The sequence below is a fragment of the Roseateles microcysteis genome, from assembly GCF_036880965.1.
Taxonomy (GTDB): domain Bacteria; phylum Pseudomonadota; class Gammaproteobacteria; order Burkholderiales; family Burkholderiaceae_C; genus JAUASW01.
The window spans coordinates 210,107-225,603 of record NZ_JBAJMV010000005.1 but is presented as its reverse complement, the minus strand read 5'-3'; the positions used below and the strand labels follow the sequence as shown (position 1 = coordinate 225,603).

At 70.4% G+C, this 15,497-nt stretch carries 7 protein-coding genes; 3 read left to right on the top strand and 4 right to left on the bottom strand.

What is annotated here, in order from left to right:
• Positions 1 to 8 precede the first annotated feature (8 nt).
• Positions 9 to 2,996, bottom strand: coding sequence for a CHAT domain-containing protein (locus V3596_RS15360; RefSeq protein WP_334278661.1), 2,988 nt, complete (start codon positions 2,994 to 2,996; stop codon positions 9 to 11).
• Positions 2,997 to 3,098: 102 nt separating this feature from the next.
• Here V3596_RS15360 and V3596_RS15355 point away from each other — a divergent pair, with 102 nt between their 5' ends.
• Positions 3,099 to 4,790 carry an amidohydrolase gene (locus V3596_RS15355; protein ID WP_334278659.1) on the top strand — a complete coding sequence of 564 codons (1,692 nt, stop codon included), beginning with the start codon at positions 3,099 to 3,101 and terminating at the stop codon, positions 4,788 to 4,790.
• Between the two features lie 40 nt (positions 4,791 to 4,830).
• On the opposite strand, the gene V3596_RS15350 is transcribed toward V3596_RS15355, so the two are convergent.
• Both V3596_RS15350 and V3596_RS15345 read right to left on the bottom strand, forming a co-directional pair.
• Entirely contained in the window at positions 4,831 to 5,145 is a 315-nt protein-coding gene (locus V3596_RS15350; RefSeq protein WP_334278658.1) for a BON domain-containing protein, read from the bottom strand.
• A gap of 50 nt (positions 5,146 to 5,195) precedes the next feature.
• Complete coding sequence (locus V3596_RS15345) at positions 5,196 to 5,756, bottom strand: ferritin-like domain-containing protein (protein ID WP_416383986.1); 561 nt, start codon at positions 5,754 to 5,756, stop codon at positions 5,196 to 5,198.
• Positions 5,757 to 5,959: 203 nt separating this feature from the next.
• Between V3596_RS15345 and V3596_RS15340 the strand changes: the two genes are divergently transcribed.
• Positions 5,960 to 6,370, top strand: a complete 411-nt coding sequence (locus V3596_RS15340; protein WP_334278657.1) for a DUF4398 domain-containing protein — start codon at positions 5,960 to 5,962, stop codon at positions 6,368 to 6,370.
• Positions 6,367 to 7,329, top strand: coding sequence for an OmpA family protein (locus V3596_RS15335; RefSeq protein WP_334278656.1), 963 nt, complete (start codon positions 6,367 to 6,369; stop codon positions 7,327 to 7,329). Before V3596_RS15340 ends, V3596_RS15335 begins: the two co-directional genes overlap by 4 nt.
• A gap of 1 nt (position 7,330) precedes the next feature.
• On the opposite strand, the gene V3596_RS15330 is transcribed toward V3596_RS15335, so the two are convergent.
• Positions 7,331 to 15,490 carry a glycoside hydrolase family 94 protein gene (locus tag V3596_RS15330; protein WP_334278654.1) on the bottom strand — a complete coding sequence of 2,720 codons (8,160 nt, stop codon included), beginning with the start codon at positions 15,488 to 15,490 and terminating at the stop codon, positions 7,331 to 7,333.
• Between the last annotated feature and the right edge of the window lie 7 nt (positions 15,491 to 15,497).

Below are 15,497 nucleotides of genomic sequence, written 5' to 3'. Positions count from 1 at the left end.
ATGCTAGCTCAGCGACGGGGATCGCCGAATAGGGCATAGCCTGCCCAGTAGTACGGATGTTGCCACTGTCCCTCACCCAGGCGACCTTCCAGCATCGCCAGCTGGGCCTGACGCAAACTGGCAGCACGCGAGGCCGCCCCGGCGGCCGCAGCCTGGAAGGTGGCCGCGCTGAGCGCCGCTGCCGAAGCCGACTCGACCGCCCAGTGCGTGGCCAGCACCGAGCGCGCGCCAGCGAAGAAGAAGCCACGAACCAGGCCCGACATCGCCGCCCCGCCCTGCTCGCCCGCCGCCGTGTTGCAGGCCGAGAGCAGCACCCATTGCGCGTTCAGCCGCAGGTTCAGCACATCATCCAGCTCCAGCAGCGGCGATTCGCGCTCGTCGGCTTCGGCCGCCATCGCCAGCGCCGGCTTGGAGATGCCGGGCAGCTCGCCAGGCATCAGCCCATGGGTGGCAAAGGCGACGACGCGACGGTCCTGCAGCGGCATGGCCAGCACCGCGCGGCGCGTGGCCTGGGCCCCCAGGCGCAGGTCTGCCTGCGGGTCGGCGCCCAGCACCTTGGCCAAAGCCAGCAGCTCGGCGCGCGTTTCCGGCAGTGGCGGCACCTCGGCATAGCGGAAGCCCCATTCGGCATCGACACGGCCGACGGCTCGCTTGCCGCGCCCGGCCGGTGCGGGTGCGGCACCGAACAGCGGGTCGCCAAATCCCATCAGCGGCCGGGCCGCGGCTGCGGGGCTGGCGCCGCGGCGCAAGGCCTGCAACGCGGAAGCCGCCGGCAATTGCGTGACCGCCAGGCGGCGCACGAGCCAGGCCGCTTGGGCGCCCCCTGGCTCGGTGACCAGGGTGGCCAGCGGCAGGCTGGACAAAGCGCCTTCGCTGGCCACCAGCAGCGAGTCGAGCCCGCGCCACTGGGCCTCCAGCGGCGCCAGCAACTCGCGATAGAGCTGGTGCAACACGGCCGTCTGCACCGGCTTTCCCAAGGCGGACGCGTCCAGTGCGGTGCGCGCCTGCGCCACCTTGGCGGCCAGGTCCTCGGCGCCGAGCGGGCTGGCATGCAGGGCCAGTGAGCCGTCGCTGGTCTGCAGCCAGACCAGGGTGGCGTGTTCGCCGGCATGGATCAGCAGCAGCCCCTCGCCCCGCTCCAGCAAGCCGCGCAGCACCTTGGCGGAGGGTGTGGGCGGCATGAGCAGGTCCGCATAAGCCGGGTACTGGCGGGCGATCTCGGCGCGGCGCTGCTCGAGCTGTTCGCGCGCCGCGCCGCCTTCGGCCTTCTGGCTGCGGATCTGTTCGCGCAGGGCAGCAAGCTCGGTGGCCCTGGCCTTGCGCTCGGCTGGCGGCAGTGCCTTGAAAGCCTCAGTGACCATCTCCTTGCGCAGCCGATCCTCCTGGGCCAGACTGGCCGGCAACTTCGCAAACTGCGCGGCGGCCGCCTGCCGCTGGGCCTGCTCCTGCTCCAGCAGATGGCGCAAGGCCGGTGTGGCGGCCAGCAGGCGGGCAGTGCTGTCGACCAGGGCGCGCTGGGTGCTGCCGAGCATGCTGCGATCAGCCAGCTGCATGGCCCGTTCCATCAACGCGGGCGGCAGCTTCTCGCCCTTCAAGGCTCGCTGCGCGACATGGTCGAGAAATTCCTCGAAGGCCAGGCCCAGGACAAAGCCGCGAAATCCCCGCTGGTCGAGATCGAGCCAGCCGCCGGGACTGTCCAGCGTGGCGGCAAAGAGCTGCTCATAGTCCTCCAGGGCCGGCGCGAGTTCGCCGCGCATCAGCCGCACGACGGCGCGCACGCCGGCACTCTCCTGCGTCTGCGGATGCCTGGCGCCATAGAGGCGGTTGCGATAGCCGTACTGGCGGTTGGCGATCTCCAGCGCTTCGTCCAGGCGGGCACTCTTGGCCGCCAGCAGCGCCAGCAGGCGGTTGTCGAGCGCGCGGCTGCGGGCCAGCGTGTCTTCGCCGTCGATGCTGGCGAGGAAGGCGCGATAGACGGTATCGGCCTCGCTCCAGCGCTTGAGGCCCATCAGCGAACGCACCAGCTCCTGATGGGCCAGCCAGGCGGTGTGGCTGGACGACTTGACCCCCTGCCTTTGCAGCATGGCCGCGGACTCGCGCGCCACCACCAGCGCGGGCCGGAACTGCTGCACCGCGTTCAAGGCGGTGGCGAGGCGGTAGTGCCAGCGCGCGCCCAGGGTGTCGCTGAGCTGGCTGCTGCGCCACAAGGCCAGATTGGCCTGGCCCAGCTCGATGGCCTCCGCCGCCCGCCCCTGCCGCACCAGTGCATAGACCAGCATGCCCTGCGCGCTGTCATGCCAGCCCATGGCCTCGAGCAGCTCCGGATCGCGCGGCGGCAGCTTGCGCTTGCGCAGCTCGGCTTCATTGCGGCGCGCCACGCCAACGGCCTCGCGCAGGGTGGCCAGCGAGGCCAGCGTGTCGCCCTCCAGCCGCTCAACCTCGGAGCGCACATGCAGCCAGTCCTCGCGCAGGTGAACCGGTGTGTCGGGCCGCCCGAGCAGTGGCCGGGCGAGCGCATCGGCTCGTGACCACATGCGGCTGGTCACCGCCCGGTCCGTGCCCTGCGCTGCGTAGTAGGTCTGGCGCAGCGCCACCATGGCCCGCGTGGCGGGGCTCAGGCTCGTGTCTACCAGCCAAGGCTCGCAGGCGGCCAGGGCGGCACCCGAGCTGCCCCAGGTGAACTCGGCGTTCAGGTAGACCCGGATCCAGGCCTCGCCGCCGGGCCGGCCGCGCCCGGCTTCCGCCAATTGCCTGGCCAGCTCGAGATGGCGCCCGCGCTCATTGAGCTGCTGGGCGGCGCGCAACTGGCGTTGCAGGACCGTGTAACGAGCGTCCTTGTCAGCGGGCAGCGCCTCGGCAAGCACTTGCCGCGCCTGCTCGGGGCTCAGCGCCTGGCCGGCCAGTTCCAGCTCCTCGATGCCGGCGAGCGGGTCCTCCTGCGCCTGAACGGGCCCCAGGGTCAAACCCAGCAAGACGGCAAGCAGCCACTGACGCATGAAGAGATTCTCCTGAACGACGCCTGTCCATCGTAGAAGCGCCGTGCGCCCTCGGGAAGGGCCCGACGCCGGGATGGGGGGCAAGGCTTGATACTCAAGCTCATGCAAAAACACCTGCCTGCCCTGCTCCGCCCGACCGTCCTGGCCTTGTCGCTGCTGTTCGGCGCGGCCCATGCGGCCGAGCCGCTGCTGATCCACAACGCGCGCGGCCTCACGCTCGACGAGAAAGGCCGCGTCCAGCGCTTCGACAGCATCGCCATCGATGGCAACGGTCGGGTCGTGGCCACCGGCAAGCTGGCGGCCCTCGAGGCCAAGGCTGTGGACGCTCGCCGGGTCGATGCCAAGGGTCAGGTCTTGATGCCAGGGCTGATCGATGCCCATGGCCATGTGCTCGACCTGGGCTTCTCGCGCCTCTCGCTGTCGTTGCGCGAAACGGCAGACCTGAACGCCGCGCTCGCCGCGATCAAGGCCCACGCGGCGAAATGGCCCGACTCGGCCTGGCTGCTGGGCGGTGGCTGGAACCAGGCGAACTGGAAGCTGGGCCGGTTCCCCACGGCCGCCGAGCTGGACAGCGCCGAGAGCCAGCGCCCGGTGTGGCTGGAGCGCGTGGACGGCCATGCCGGCTGGGCCAACAGCCGCGCCCTGCAGATCGCCGGCATCACCCGCGACACGCCTGATCCGCAAGGCGGCAAGATCGAACGCGATGAGCGCGGCGAGCCGACCGGCGTGCTGGTCGATGGCGCCATGGGCCTCGTCGGCCGCCACATCCCCGAGCCCTCCAAGGCGCAAGCGCGCGCCGCGCTCGAGGTGGCGCAGAAGGAGCTGCTGAGCCTGGGCCTGACCTCGGTGCAGGACGCAGGCATTTCGAACGAAGCCGACCAGCTGATGCGCGAATTCGCGGCCGAGGGCAAGCTGAAGGTTCGCATCGACGGCATGGCGCGCGGCAGCGACAACGCCCTGATCGAACGCCTGCGCCGCGAAGGCCCGCTGGCGCCCAGCGGCGATGGCATGTACAGCCTGCGCATGGTCAAGCTCTTCGCCGACGGCGCGCTGGGCAGCCGCGGCGCGGCCTTGCTGGCGCCCTACAGCGACGCGCCGCAAACGCAGGGGCTGCTGTTCAACAAGAACGATGAGTTGCTCGCCCGGATGCGCGCGGCCGCAAAGGCCGGCTTCCAGGTCAATGTGCACGCCATCGGCGATGCGGCCAATCGCCAGGTGCTGGTCGGCTTCGAGACCCTGCAGCGCGAGATGGGCGCGAAGAGCACCGCCCTGCGCCACCGCATCGAGCATGCGCAGGTGATCGCCTTGGCCGACATCCCTCGCCTGGCCAAGGCCCAGGTGATCGCCTCGGTGCAGCCGGTGCACGCCACCTCGGACATGAACATGGCCGAAGACCGCGTCGGCGCACAGCGCATCCAGGGCGCCTATGCCTGGCAGCGCCTCCTGAAAGCTGGCGCGCGCCTGGCTTGCGGCTCCGACTTCCCGGTCGAGGAACCGACGCCCTGGGCCGGCCTGTACGCCGCCGTGACGCGCCAGGACGCCGAAGGCAAGCCACCCGGTGGCTGGTACGGCCAGCAGGCCTTGAACAGCCTGCAGGCGCTCGATTGCTTCACCCGCGCCGCGGCTTACGCAACACGGCGCGAAGGCGAGATCGGCACTCTGACACCGGGCGCCCGGGCCGACTTCATCATCGTTGACCACGACCCGCTCGGCGCCTCGCCGGCCGCGCTCCTGAAGACCAAGGTGCTGCAGACCTGGGTTGGCGGGAAGCTGGTGTTCGAAGCGCCGCGCTGAGCGCAAGCCTTCACGGGGCCTGATCAGCCCCGGGGGGCTGTCAGGGCCGGATCGCTACTTCGTTCTTCACGGCCTTCACGCCGGCCACACGCCAGGTGAGCGTCTCAGCCATCGTGCGTTCACGCGAGTTCTTGGCAAAGCCCGACAGCATGACCGTGCCCTTCATCGTCTCGACACTGATGGCCGAGGCATCGACCTCGCTGTTGTCGACGAAGCGGGCCTTGACGGCCGTGGTGATCGCGGTGTCGTCCACATAGGCGCCCACCGTTTCCTGGCCGCGCGTGACGGCGCAACCGGCGGTGAACAACAGGGCCACGGTGGTGGCACTCAGGGCCAGCGTGTATCGAACGTTCATGGTGGAGCTCCTTCAGGGATGGTTGAAATGGTTAAGCGCGAAGCCGGCCGTCAATCAGCCAGCCAGTCGCGCAGTTCCTCGGCATGCTTTTGCTCATCGGCGAGGATGTCTTCGAGCAGGCGGCGGGTGGTCGAGTCCTTGTCGCCGATCAGAGTGATCAGCTGGCTGTAGGCCTCGATGGCCACCCGCTCGGCAATCAGGTTGGAACGGATCATCTGGCGCAGGTCGCGCGAGTCGTCATAGGCCGCATGGCTGCGCCGGGTCAGCGACTCGGGCGAAAAGTCCGGCTCGCCGCCCAGCTGCACGATGCGCTTGGCCAGCCGGTCCGCATGCACGGCTTCCTCGCCGGCATGGACCAGGAATTCCTCGGCGATATGCGCCGAGGCCAGGCCGTCGGCGGTGAAGTGATGGCGCTTGTAGCGCAGCACGCAGACCAGCTCGGTGGCCAGCGAGTCGTTGAGCATCTTGATGATCTCGTAGCGCCAGGGGCCGTAGTGCGGCGTCATGGCGCCTTGCTCCAGGCTGGAGCGGGCCGCGTCCAGCGCCACCGTATCGAGCTTCATCTCGGGTTGGTCGATCAGGGCGTAGTGCTTGTGTTCGGTTGCGGACATGGTGGCTTTCGGTGGGCTGAGCGGCACACGCAAGAGCGGCCGATCCAGTATCTGCAATGTGGCCCCGGGGGCGGCCGCTCGCCATAGTCCGGTGGCTCGACTGCTTGTAGGACAGCAGGCCCTTGTGGACTTGTGTGCGGCAACGAACAGATGCGCGAGCCGGGCCGGCAGAGGCTGATCGGCACACCACAAGGAGTCCGATGATGAAGCTGCCCCACCCCACCACCCCAGGCCTGCCCCGATTGCGCCTGACCCTGCTGGTGGCCACCGCCAGCTTCGCCCTGCTCGCCTGTGCGAGCGTGCCGCCGCCCAATGCCGAGATCGAGGCTTCGGGCGTGGCACTGGCCTCAGCCACCGGCGCTGGCGGCACGCAATGGGCGCCGCAGGAAATGCGCAGCGCGCAGGACAAGCACAGCCGCGCCAAGCAGGCGCTGAGCAACCAGGACAACGCCCTGGCCCTCAACCTGGCGCGCGAGTCGAGTGTCGATGCCCGCCTGGCCGAGTCCAAGGCCAATGCCGGCAAGGCCGGCAAGTCCGCCGCCGAACTGCAGGAAAGCAGCCGCGTGCTGCGCGAAGAGCTGCAGCGCAAGTCCAACACCAAGGAACCCTCATGAACAAGCTGACATTGATGACTGGCACGCTCAGCGTGCTGGCCCTGGCCGCCCTGTCTGCCTGCAGCACCCTGCGTGCCGACAACCCGCGCCTGGCCGAGGCTCGCAGCGAGTACCGCAGCGCCCAGAACGACCGCGACACCCGCGAGCTTGCCTCTCCCGAGCTCAAGACCGCCAGCGAAGCCATGACCCGCGCCGATGCAGCCTGGCAGAACAATGAGGTGCCGAGCGATGTCGATCACTGGTCCTACCTGGCCAAGCAACGCAGCGCGATCGCCATGCAGACCGGCAAGCAGCGCGCAGCCGAGCGCACGATCGCCAATGCCACGGCCTCGCGCGACCGGATCCGCCTGGAAGCCCGCACGCAGGAGGCCGACACGGCCAGGCTGTCGGCCGAGGATGCCAAGCTGCAGGCTGCCGCCTCGCAGCGGCAATCGAATGCCTCGCAGCGCGAAGCCGAAGATTCGCAACGCGAGGCCGCTGCGGCCCAGTCACGCGCCAACGCCGCCCAGCTTGCGGCCGACGATGCCAGGGTCCGCAACTACCAGCTCGAAACCCAGCTTCGCGAGCTGAACGCCAAGCAGACCGATCGCGGCATGGTGATCACCATGGGCGACGTGCTGTTCGACAACAACCGCTCGGACCTCAAGCCCGGCGCAATGGCGGGCATAGACAAGCTGACGGCCTTCATGAAGCAGTACCCGGATCGCAAGCTGCGCATCGAGGGCTTCACCGACAGCGTGGGCAGCGACGACAGCAACCAGACCCTGTCAATCCAGCGTGCCACGATGGTGCGCAACGCCCTGATCAATGGCGGCGTGCTGTCGGACCGCATCACGGTGCGCGGCTATGGCGAGTCCAGCCCGGTGGCCAGCAACGACACCGCCACCGGCCGGCAACTGAACCGCCGTGTCGAGATCGTGCTGTCCGACCTGAACGGCCAGCTCTCAGCGGCTCGTTGATTCACCCGCTCAGCGGCACGACAAAGCTGCTGAGCGCCGACAACTCCGTCCACAGCAAGACCTGACCCCGCGGCAGCAGCCTGGCGCGGGGTTCCAGGGCCAGGATCTCTCCGACCGGCCCGCGCACGAGGATGAAGCGCATCTCCCGCCCCTCTCTTTGCAGGCACAGTTCGGCGCGCTGCCAGCTCGCCGGCAGACAGGGCTGCAGGCTCAGTTCCGTGGCCGAGAGGCGCAGGCCGAACATCGACTCGATCGCAGCGCGCTGCAGCCAGGCCGCCGCGCCGGTGTACCAGCTCCAGCCGCCCCGCCCCACATAGGGAGGCTGGCTGTAGACATCGCCCGCCACCGCATAGGGCTCCAGCCCATAGACCCGCCCCATCTGCGCATCGGCCGCGCGGTGCGCCGGGCTCAGGTAGCGGAAGTAGCGGTAGACCCGATCGCCCACCGTCTCCTGCTCGTCATCCACACCACCGGCCGCCTGCGCCATCAGCGCCCAAACGCCGGCATGGCTGTACTGGCCGCCGTTCTCGCGCACCCCGGGCGGGTAGGCCTGGATGTAGCCGGCGTCCGGCTGCTGCGTTTGCAAGGGCGGGTCGAGCAGGCGGATCAGGCCGGCCACCGGATCCACCAGCTCGGCCTGCATGGCGCGCAAGGCCTGCTGCTGGCGGGCCGGCGACGCCACGCCAGAGAGCACGCTCCAGGCCTGCGCGATCAGGTCGATGCGGGCTTCGCTGCCCTGCTCGGTGCCGAGCACCGAGCCGTCGTCAAAGAAGGCACGGCGGTACCAATGGACGTCCCACGCATGGCCCTGCAAGGACGTGCGCCAGCCCTGGGCCACGCGCTCCCAGTTGCGCGCCCGGTCGAACTCGCCGCGGCCGCGCGCCAGCGGCACGAAGTCCTCGATCAGCCGGCACAGGAACCAGGCCAGCCAGACCGACTCGCCCCGCCCGGCCGCGCCCACCCGGTTCATGCCGTCGTTCCAGTCTCCGCTGCCCATCAGCGGCAGGCCATGAACGCCGCTGGCCAGGCTCGCATCCAGAGCGCGCGCGGCATGCTCGTACAGCGTGCCCGATCCACCATCGCTGCTCGGCGCTTCATAGACATCCTCTGCCTCGGCCGGCACCTCGCGGCCCAGCAGGAAGGGCAGTTCCTCATCCATCACCGCCTGATCGCCGGTGGCGCGCAGGTAGTGCAGGCAGGCATGGACCAGCCACAGCCGGTCGTCCGAGCAGCGCGTGCGCACGCCGGCGCCGCCCGGCTCATGCCACCAATGCTGCACATCGCCGGCTGCGAACTGGCGCGCCCCGCTGGCCAGCAACTGCGCTCGCAGACGCTCAGGCGCAGCCCAGGCCAGAGCCAGCACATCCTGCAGCTGATCGCGGAAGCCGCTGGCGCCGCCGGCCTGGTAGAAGCCGGCCTTGGCCCAGAGCCGGCAGCTCTGCACCTGGTAGAGCAACCAGCGGTTGACCAGGGCATCGAAGAGCGGATCGGGCGTCGTGACCGTGACCGCGCCCAGCAGCCGGTCCCACGCGCCACGCGCTGCTGCTTCCCGCTCGGCAGGCTTGACCATGGCAGCCTCGGCCGCCAGCTGGCGTGCTGCGCTCGGGCTCTCGGCGTGGCCAAGCAGGAACACCCGCTCGCAGCGACCGCCCGGCGCCAGCACCAGTTCGGTGGCCAGCAAGGCGCAGGGGTCGAGACCGGTGCCGGCGCGCTGCGCCAGATGGTCGGGCAGCACCAGGCGGCCCCGCGCATCGAACAGCTCGCGGCGGTCGCAGCTCCAGTCGGGCGCTTGCGCCTCGGCATCCAGCACCAGGGCCAGAAAGGCGGTGGCGTCGCCAAAGCCTGTCGCGCACTCGCGCTGGGTTGCCTGCAGCGCGGTCACGCTGCCATGGGCCAGGCGCTGGCGCTGCATGGCGCAGGAAACGCCGGCGCGGTCGCTGCGCTGCGCGCCCATCAGCCATTCGGCCAGGCCCAGCAGGCGCAGCGAGCGCGGCCGCGGGCCGTTGTTGAACAACTCGATGTGCACCTGCTTGAGGGCCGTCTTCGCATCGACGCAGATCGTCATGCTCACGGCCAGCGTGCCGCGCTTGTGCTCGATGCTGCTCCAACCCTGGCCATGGCTCACGTCGTAGCGCTGCCCATCGCCCCCCCAGGCCGAAGAGCTGAGGCTCCAGGCCTCGCGGGTGACCAGGTCCTGCACCAGCCACCATTCGGCCGGCGGGTCGGCCACCGCGTCATTGCTCCAGGCAGTCAGCTGATGCAGCCGGCTGTTGATGGCCCAGCTGTAGCCGCCGCCCGCCTCGCTCACCTGGCAACCGAAGCGGGCATTGGCGATCACATTGATCCAGGGCCGCGCCGGTCGCAGCTGCGCACTGACCTCGAAGGCAAATTCGCTGCCGCCATCGACAAAGTGGCCCTGCGGTGCCGGCACCGGCTGCGCGTCGGTGCTGGCCACCTCCAGCGGCGTGATCGACATCTCGCCGCGCAGCTCCCGCTCGCGTTCATGGGCGGTGGCCAGGACCAGGACCTGCTGATGCAACGGTCGCCCATCGGCCTGCCAGCGGACGCGCGCCAAGACCTGCAAGGTGGCCAGCTCGATGGCACTGAGCTCGTCAGAACGCAGCAGATGGAAGCCGCAGCGGCGCGAGTCGCCTGCATTGCCCGCCGCAGCCGCCGCATGGCGCTCGGCCAGGCAGGCCAGCTCATGCTGCAAGGCCATCTGGTAGGACGAGGTCTCGGCATTGAGCACCACCAGATCGCAGCCCACGCCGGCAAAGCTCCACCAGCGCAAGGCCTGCGCCAGCGTGCGCAGCAGCCCGAGGCCCTGGATCGCATGAGCCGTCACCAGCAGCAGCGGCCGCTCGCCCGAGATGCCGAAGCGCCACAGGCTGCGCCGGTCACAGCCGGCCTCGGCGGGCGCGTCGGGCCGGGCCAGCGTCAGCAGCATGGCGGTGTTGAGCGTCTGCAGGGCGGCAAAGTTCTCGGGGCTCAGCCCCAGCTCATGCAGGCGCACCGAAGTCAGCGTGGCCGACATCAGGGCGGAGCGCTGCAACTGGCTGGGCTGGCGGTATTTGTCGAGCACCGCTTCAAGCACCGTCGCCTGGTCGGACACGGCGGTGGCAAAAGTCAGCACCGCCTTGGCGCCCGGCGCGATGCGCAGGCGCACGGCGAGCACGCAGACCGGGTCGAGGCCGGTGGTCAGCTCCACAACGCCTTCGACCGGTGCCGCCTGCAAGGCGCCGAGCGGCCCGCAGACGGCGCGGTTGCGCCCCAGCCATTGCTGCCGATCCACCTGCAGCTGCAGGACCTTGCAGGGCGGCTCGCTGTCGGCCAGGAAATGGACCAGCTGCAGCGCCGCCTCTTCCGGCAGGCGCGGCCGGCGCTCCAAGCGCAGGGCCTGCTGCGCCGCCAGCCACTGGGCGCGCAGGAACAGCTGGACAAAGGCCGGGTGCGCCTCGTCGGCTCGCGGCGTCGAGAGCGTGGGTTCGAAGGCCGAGCACAGCTCCAGCTCCAGGGGCTCATTGCCCAGATTGCGCAGCTCGACCTGGCGGAACTCGATGTCGTCTTCCGGGCTGACCCAGACGCTGACGCGGCTGTGCAGGTCGCTCCAACGGGCGTTCAGGCACACGCGGTCGGCGTGGAACTGCGCCCCGTACTCGGCCTCGGCATCCGGCGCCGGGTGCTGGCTCAGCGATACCAGGCGCGCGCCAACGCCGCGCCGCAGGAAGAAGAAGTGCCCGTGCTCGTCGCGCAGCGCATCGTCGCGCCAGCGGGTGAGGCCCCATTCGCGCCACTGGCTCCAGCCAGCACCATTGGGCCGCAGCGCCACGGTGTAGCGGCCGTTGCCCAGCAGATGGGTGGGCTCGATGGCAGCCTGGCCCGGCCGCAGCTCCTGCATCAGCGCAGCGGCACGGCGCGGCAGCGAGCCCGCGAGCGCCGGCGGCGGCAGCACATGCAGCCGCGAGATCTCGCGCGGCGCACGCTCATGCAGCAAGGAGGCCACGGCAGCAATCGGGGCGCAGGCCATGCCCCAGCGTTGCACGATGCCGGCGCGCAGCACCTGGGTCAGCGCCACCAGGCTCATGCCCTGGTGGTGGGCCATCAGGGTGGCCACCGGCATGACGCGCTCATGGCCCAGCAGCCGCGCCGGCGTGAAGTCCAGGGCCTCGATGAAGCCCATGCCGCCGCGCGCGCCCAGAGCAGCCAGCGCGGCAAAGTTGCGCAGCGCCGCTCGCGGATCCAGCATGGCCGCCAGCGCCGTGGCATAGGGCGCCACCACCAGTTCGTCCGGCGGCGTGCGCCGCAGTGCCAGCCTGGGCACGCCCTGCGGCGCGTACTGGTAGGCCAGCGTGTGGTCGCGCCCCGCATAGGCCGATTCCGACATGCCCCAGGGGAGGCCGTGAGCCGCGCCAAAGTCCATCTGCTCCCGCAAGGCCACGCGGCCGGCCTGGTCCAGCACGCTGCCAGGTGGTTCGGCCAGCATCAGGCTGGGCATCAGGTACTCGAACATCGAGCCCGACCAGGAGCGCAGTCCGGCCCGGCCGCCGCGCGCAAAGAACGGCCGGCCCAGCGCCGCCCAGTGGCGCACCGGCACATCGCCCTTGGCAATGGCCAAGAGGCTGGTCAGACGCGACTCCGAAGCCAGCAGGTCGTAGAGCCCGGTGTCGAGCTCCTGCTCCGTCAGCCGGTAGCCGATGTGCAGTAGGTGGCGCTTCGCGTGGTAGAGGAAGGCGTAGTCCGGTTCCCAGGCGAGTTGCTGGCAGCGCGCCGCCAGGGCACGCAAGCCATGCGCAATGCTGGCGGGCTCATGCCCGGCCTCGCTGCGCAGTGCAAAGTCCAGGCAGGCCTCGGCCACGCACAAGAGGTGGCCGCTGAGATTGCCGCTGTCGACGCTGGACACATAGTGCGGCGCCAGCGCCAGGCCGCTCTGGGTGTCGTACCAGTTGAGGAAATGGCCGCGGTGGCGCTGCAGCGTGGCCAGGCTGTCCAGCGTCGCCGTCAGTCGCTCGACCAGCTCACGCCGCGCGATCCAGCCGAACTCGCAGGCACAGGCGGCACTGAGCAGGTAGAGGCCGATATTGGTCGGCGAGGTTCGGTGCGCCAGCGCCTCATGCGGCAGCAGCTGCAGGTTATCGGGTGGCAGATGGCGATCATCCGGACCCACGCTGCGCTCGAAGAAGCGCCAGGTGTCGCGGGCGATGCGCTCCAGATCCTCGCGCTGCGCCCCGCTCAGCTCGGCCGCCAGCCGCTCGGGCCGCCCCGCCCACCAGATGCCCAACGGCGCGAGGCTCCAGGCCAGGCACAACGCCAGGCTCAGGCCCGGCACCGGCGTATCGACCATCAGCAGGCCGGCGAACAAGCCCAGGGACAAGTACATGCCCGGCGCGTGGCGGCGCAAGAGCGGCTGCAGGCGCGGTTCGGCGGCAGCCTGCACGGCCGCGCTGGTGGTCCATTGCAGGAGATGGCGACGGCTGACCAGCAGCCGGTACAGCGCCCGCACGATGGCGTCCAGCGCGCCCAGCACCTGCTCCACCAGCTGCCACATCAACCACAGGCCGGCGGCAAACGCACGCACGAGGTCGATCAGCGCCTGGCGGTAGAAATGCCAGCGCGCCAGGTCCTCGCGCTGCGAGGCCAGGCCGGTCAGCGCGCCCAGCAGGGTCCCGGCGGACTGGGCGACCAAGACCAGCATCAGTGCCACCCAGGGCGACATCAGCTGGCCCGAGAGCGCCAGCAGCAGCAAGAGCATCGAAACGGGCGCCAGCAGGGAGCGGCGCAGGTTGTCCACCAGCTTCCAGCGGTTGACCGCGCGCATGCGCAGCCCGAGGAAGGGCAGCAACTGCCAGTCGCCACGCATCCAGCGGTGCTGGCGGGCGGCAGCCACGTCCGGATGCTGGGGCGCCTCCTCGATCAGGGTCAGCTCGCTCAGCGCGGCGGCGCGGCTGAGTGCGCCTTCCAGCAGGTCGTGGCTCAAGACCTGACCCTCGGGCAGGCGCCCGGCCAGCAGCTTGTGCAGCACCTGCACCTGCAGCAGACCCTTGCCGCTGAAACTGCCCTCACCGAACAGGTCCTGGTAGACCTCGGAGCTGGCGGCGCTGTAGGGATCGCTGCCGCCGCGGCCGGCGAAGAGCCGGTAGAAGGCGCTGCGCTGGCCGCGCGGCGGCAGCGGCGCGGCAATGCGCGGCTGCAGGATGGCGTAGCCGCTGACCAGGCTGCGGCCGTCGGCGGCCAGGCGCGGCTCGTTGTAGGGATGCGCGGCCACGCCGACCAGCTCGCGCAGGCGCCCCGGCGGCAGGCCGGTGTCGCTGTCCAGCGTCAGCAGATAGCGCGTGCCCTCGGCCTGCCTGGACAGCTCGCCCAGTTCCACAAAATCCTCGGGCTCGCCCTCTCCGGCCAGCCGGGCGATCAGTTGCTCCAGCTTGCCGCGCTTGCGCTCCCAGCCGATCCAGCGCTGCTCGCTCTCACTGAACTCGCGCCGCCGGTGCAGCAACAGGAAGCGGCGCGGCGACTCTGCGGCCGTCGGGTAGCGGGTGTTGAGGTCGGCAATCACGGTCTGCGCCTCGTGCAGCATCCAGCCGTCCAGCGGCGCGTCGGCCTGGTCGGCATCGGGCCAGTCGCTCAAGAGCGCGAACTGCGCGCAGGCTTCGCGGTTGGCCAGGTAGTGCAGCTCCAGGCGGCGGGCCAGCGCGCGGCTGCTGGCCATGTCGCCCAGCAGGGCCGGCACCACCACCATCACCTGGTGCTCGGGGCAGAGGCCCTCGACCAGGGCCAGGCGGGGCAACTGGGTCGGACTCAGGGATTCGCTGATCAGGCGATGGACCAGGGCGATCACCGCCTCCGAGGCCGGCAGCGCCACCAGCAGCCAGGCCAGCGCCGAGGCGCCCGCCGGCAGCAGGGCCGCGGACAGCAGCGCCGTGGTGGCCAAGATGCTGCCGAGGTAGAGCGGCAGGGCCGCGCGATGCAGGCCCGCCTTGAGGACTTGCCGCCCGCGCTCGTGCAGGCCCAGGGCATGCATGAGCGTCGGCCGGCCCTCGCCCTGCAGCCAGAAGCAGGCGGCCGCCGGAGCCAGGCTGGCCTGCGGCGAAGCGGCCATCAGGGCCAGCAACTGACGCGCCACCACAAGCTCGCTGCGGCCGCTGCGCCGTGCCAGCTGCTCGATGCCATGCAGGGTCTGATCGCGGGTCAAGGCATGCTCGGCGCGGAACAGCGGCGAGCTCAGCATCAGGCGCGCCAGGGCGCTGCCGCGGGCCACGATGTCGGTCCAATCCGCATCCCCGATGGCGCGCAGCGAACCCACGGCATTGCCCACACTCAGGTTGTCCGCCGTCGGTGCCACCCAAGGTGCGCCGGGCACGATGCCGGCATCGGTCGCCTGCAGCCAGGCCATCAGGCGCTGCGCGGCGGGCGCCTGCTGTTCGCGCAGCCGCAAGGCCAGCTGGGTCAGGAAGGCCGTGGCCACACCGCGCGCCCGCAGTCGCTTAAGCAGGCTGTCCAGCCGGCTCTGGCTGCAGTGCAGCGCCTGGTCGGCGCAAAGGTCGGCCAGCTCGCGGGCAGCCTTGTCGCAGGCCAGTCGTTCAGACAGGCGGCGCAGGTTCTCGATCAGCACCACCCGCAGCGTCGTCGGCAGCGCCCACATCTCGCCGAGGTCCAGCGGGCAGCTCTCCTGATACGCGGCCAGGAACTTCACAAGCAGCTCCTCGTCGAACTGGCCATCGGTATGGGCCACAAAGGCCCAGGCCACGCCGTAGACGCGCGGCAGTCCCGCCAAGGGCGGCGTTGTGAGCACCGGCAGCTCACGGTAGTAGCCGCGCGGCAGGCCTTCGCGCACCTCTTTCAGCTGGGCATCGATCAGATGGAAGTTGTCGAGCAGCCATTCGGCCGCCGGGCTGATGTCGCCGCCCTGGGCCGCAATGTTGGCGATGTAGCGCTGTGAGGCCCGCAGGCTGTCGATATTGCTGCGCAGGCTTGGGAAGAAGCTTCGCCCGCTGCCTGCGCAATGGGCGCTGCGGTGGCTGAGACCGAGGCTGCGGCCATGTTCGGCAAAGCGCTGCGGGCCGAAGATCTCGGCCCGCAGCGCCGGCAGCAAGGGGCCTCGCGCCGTGTCCAGCAGCTCACGCGCGTCCTCATCCGGCCAGCGATGCAGGGCGGCGCTGGCATTCATGCCATGG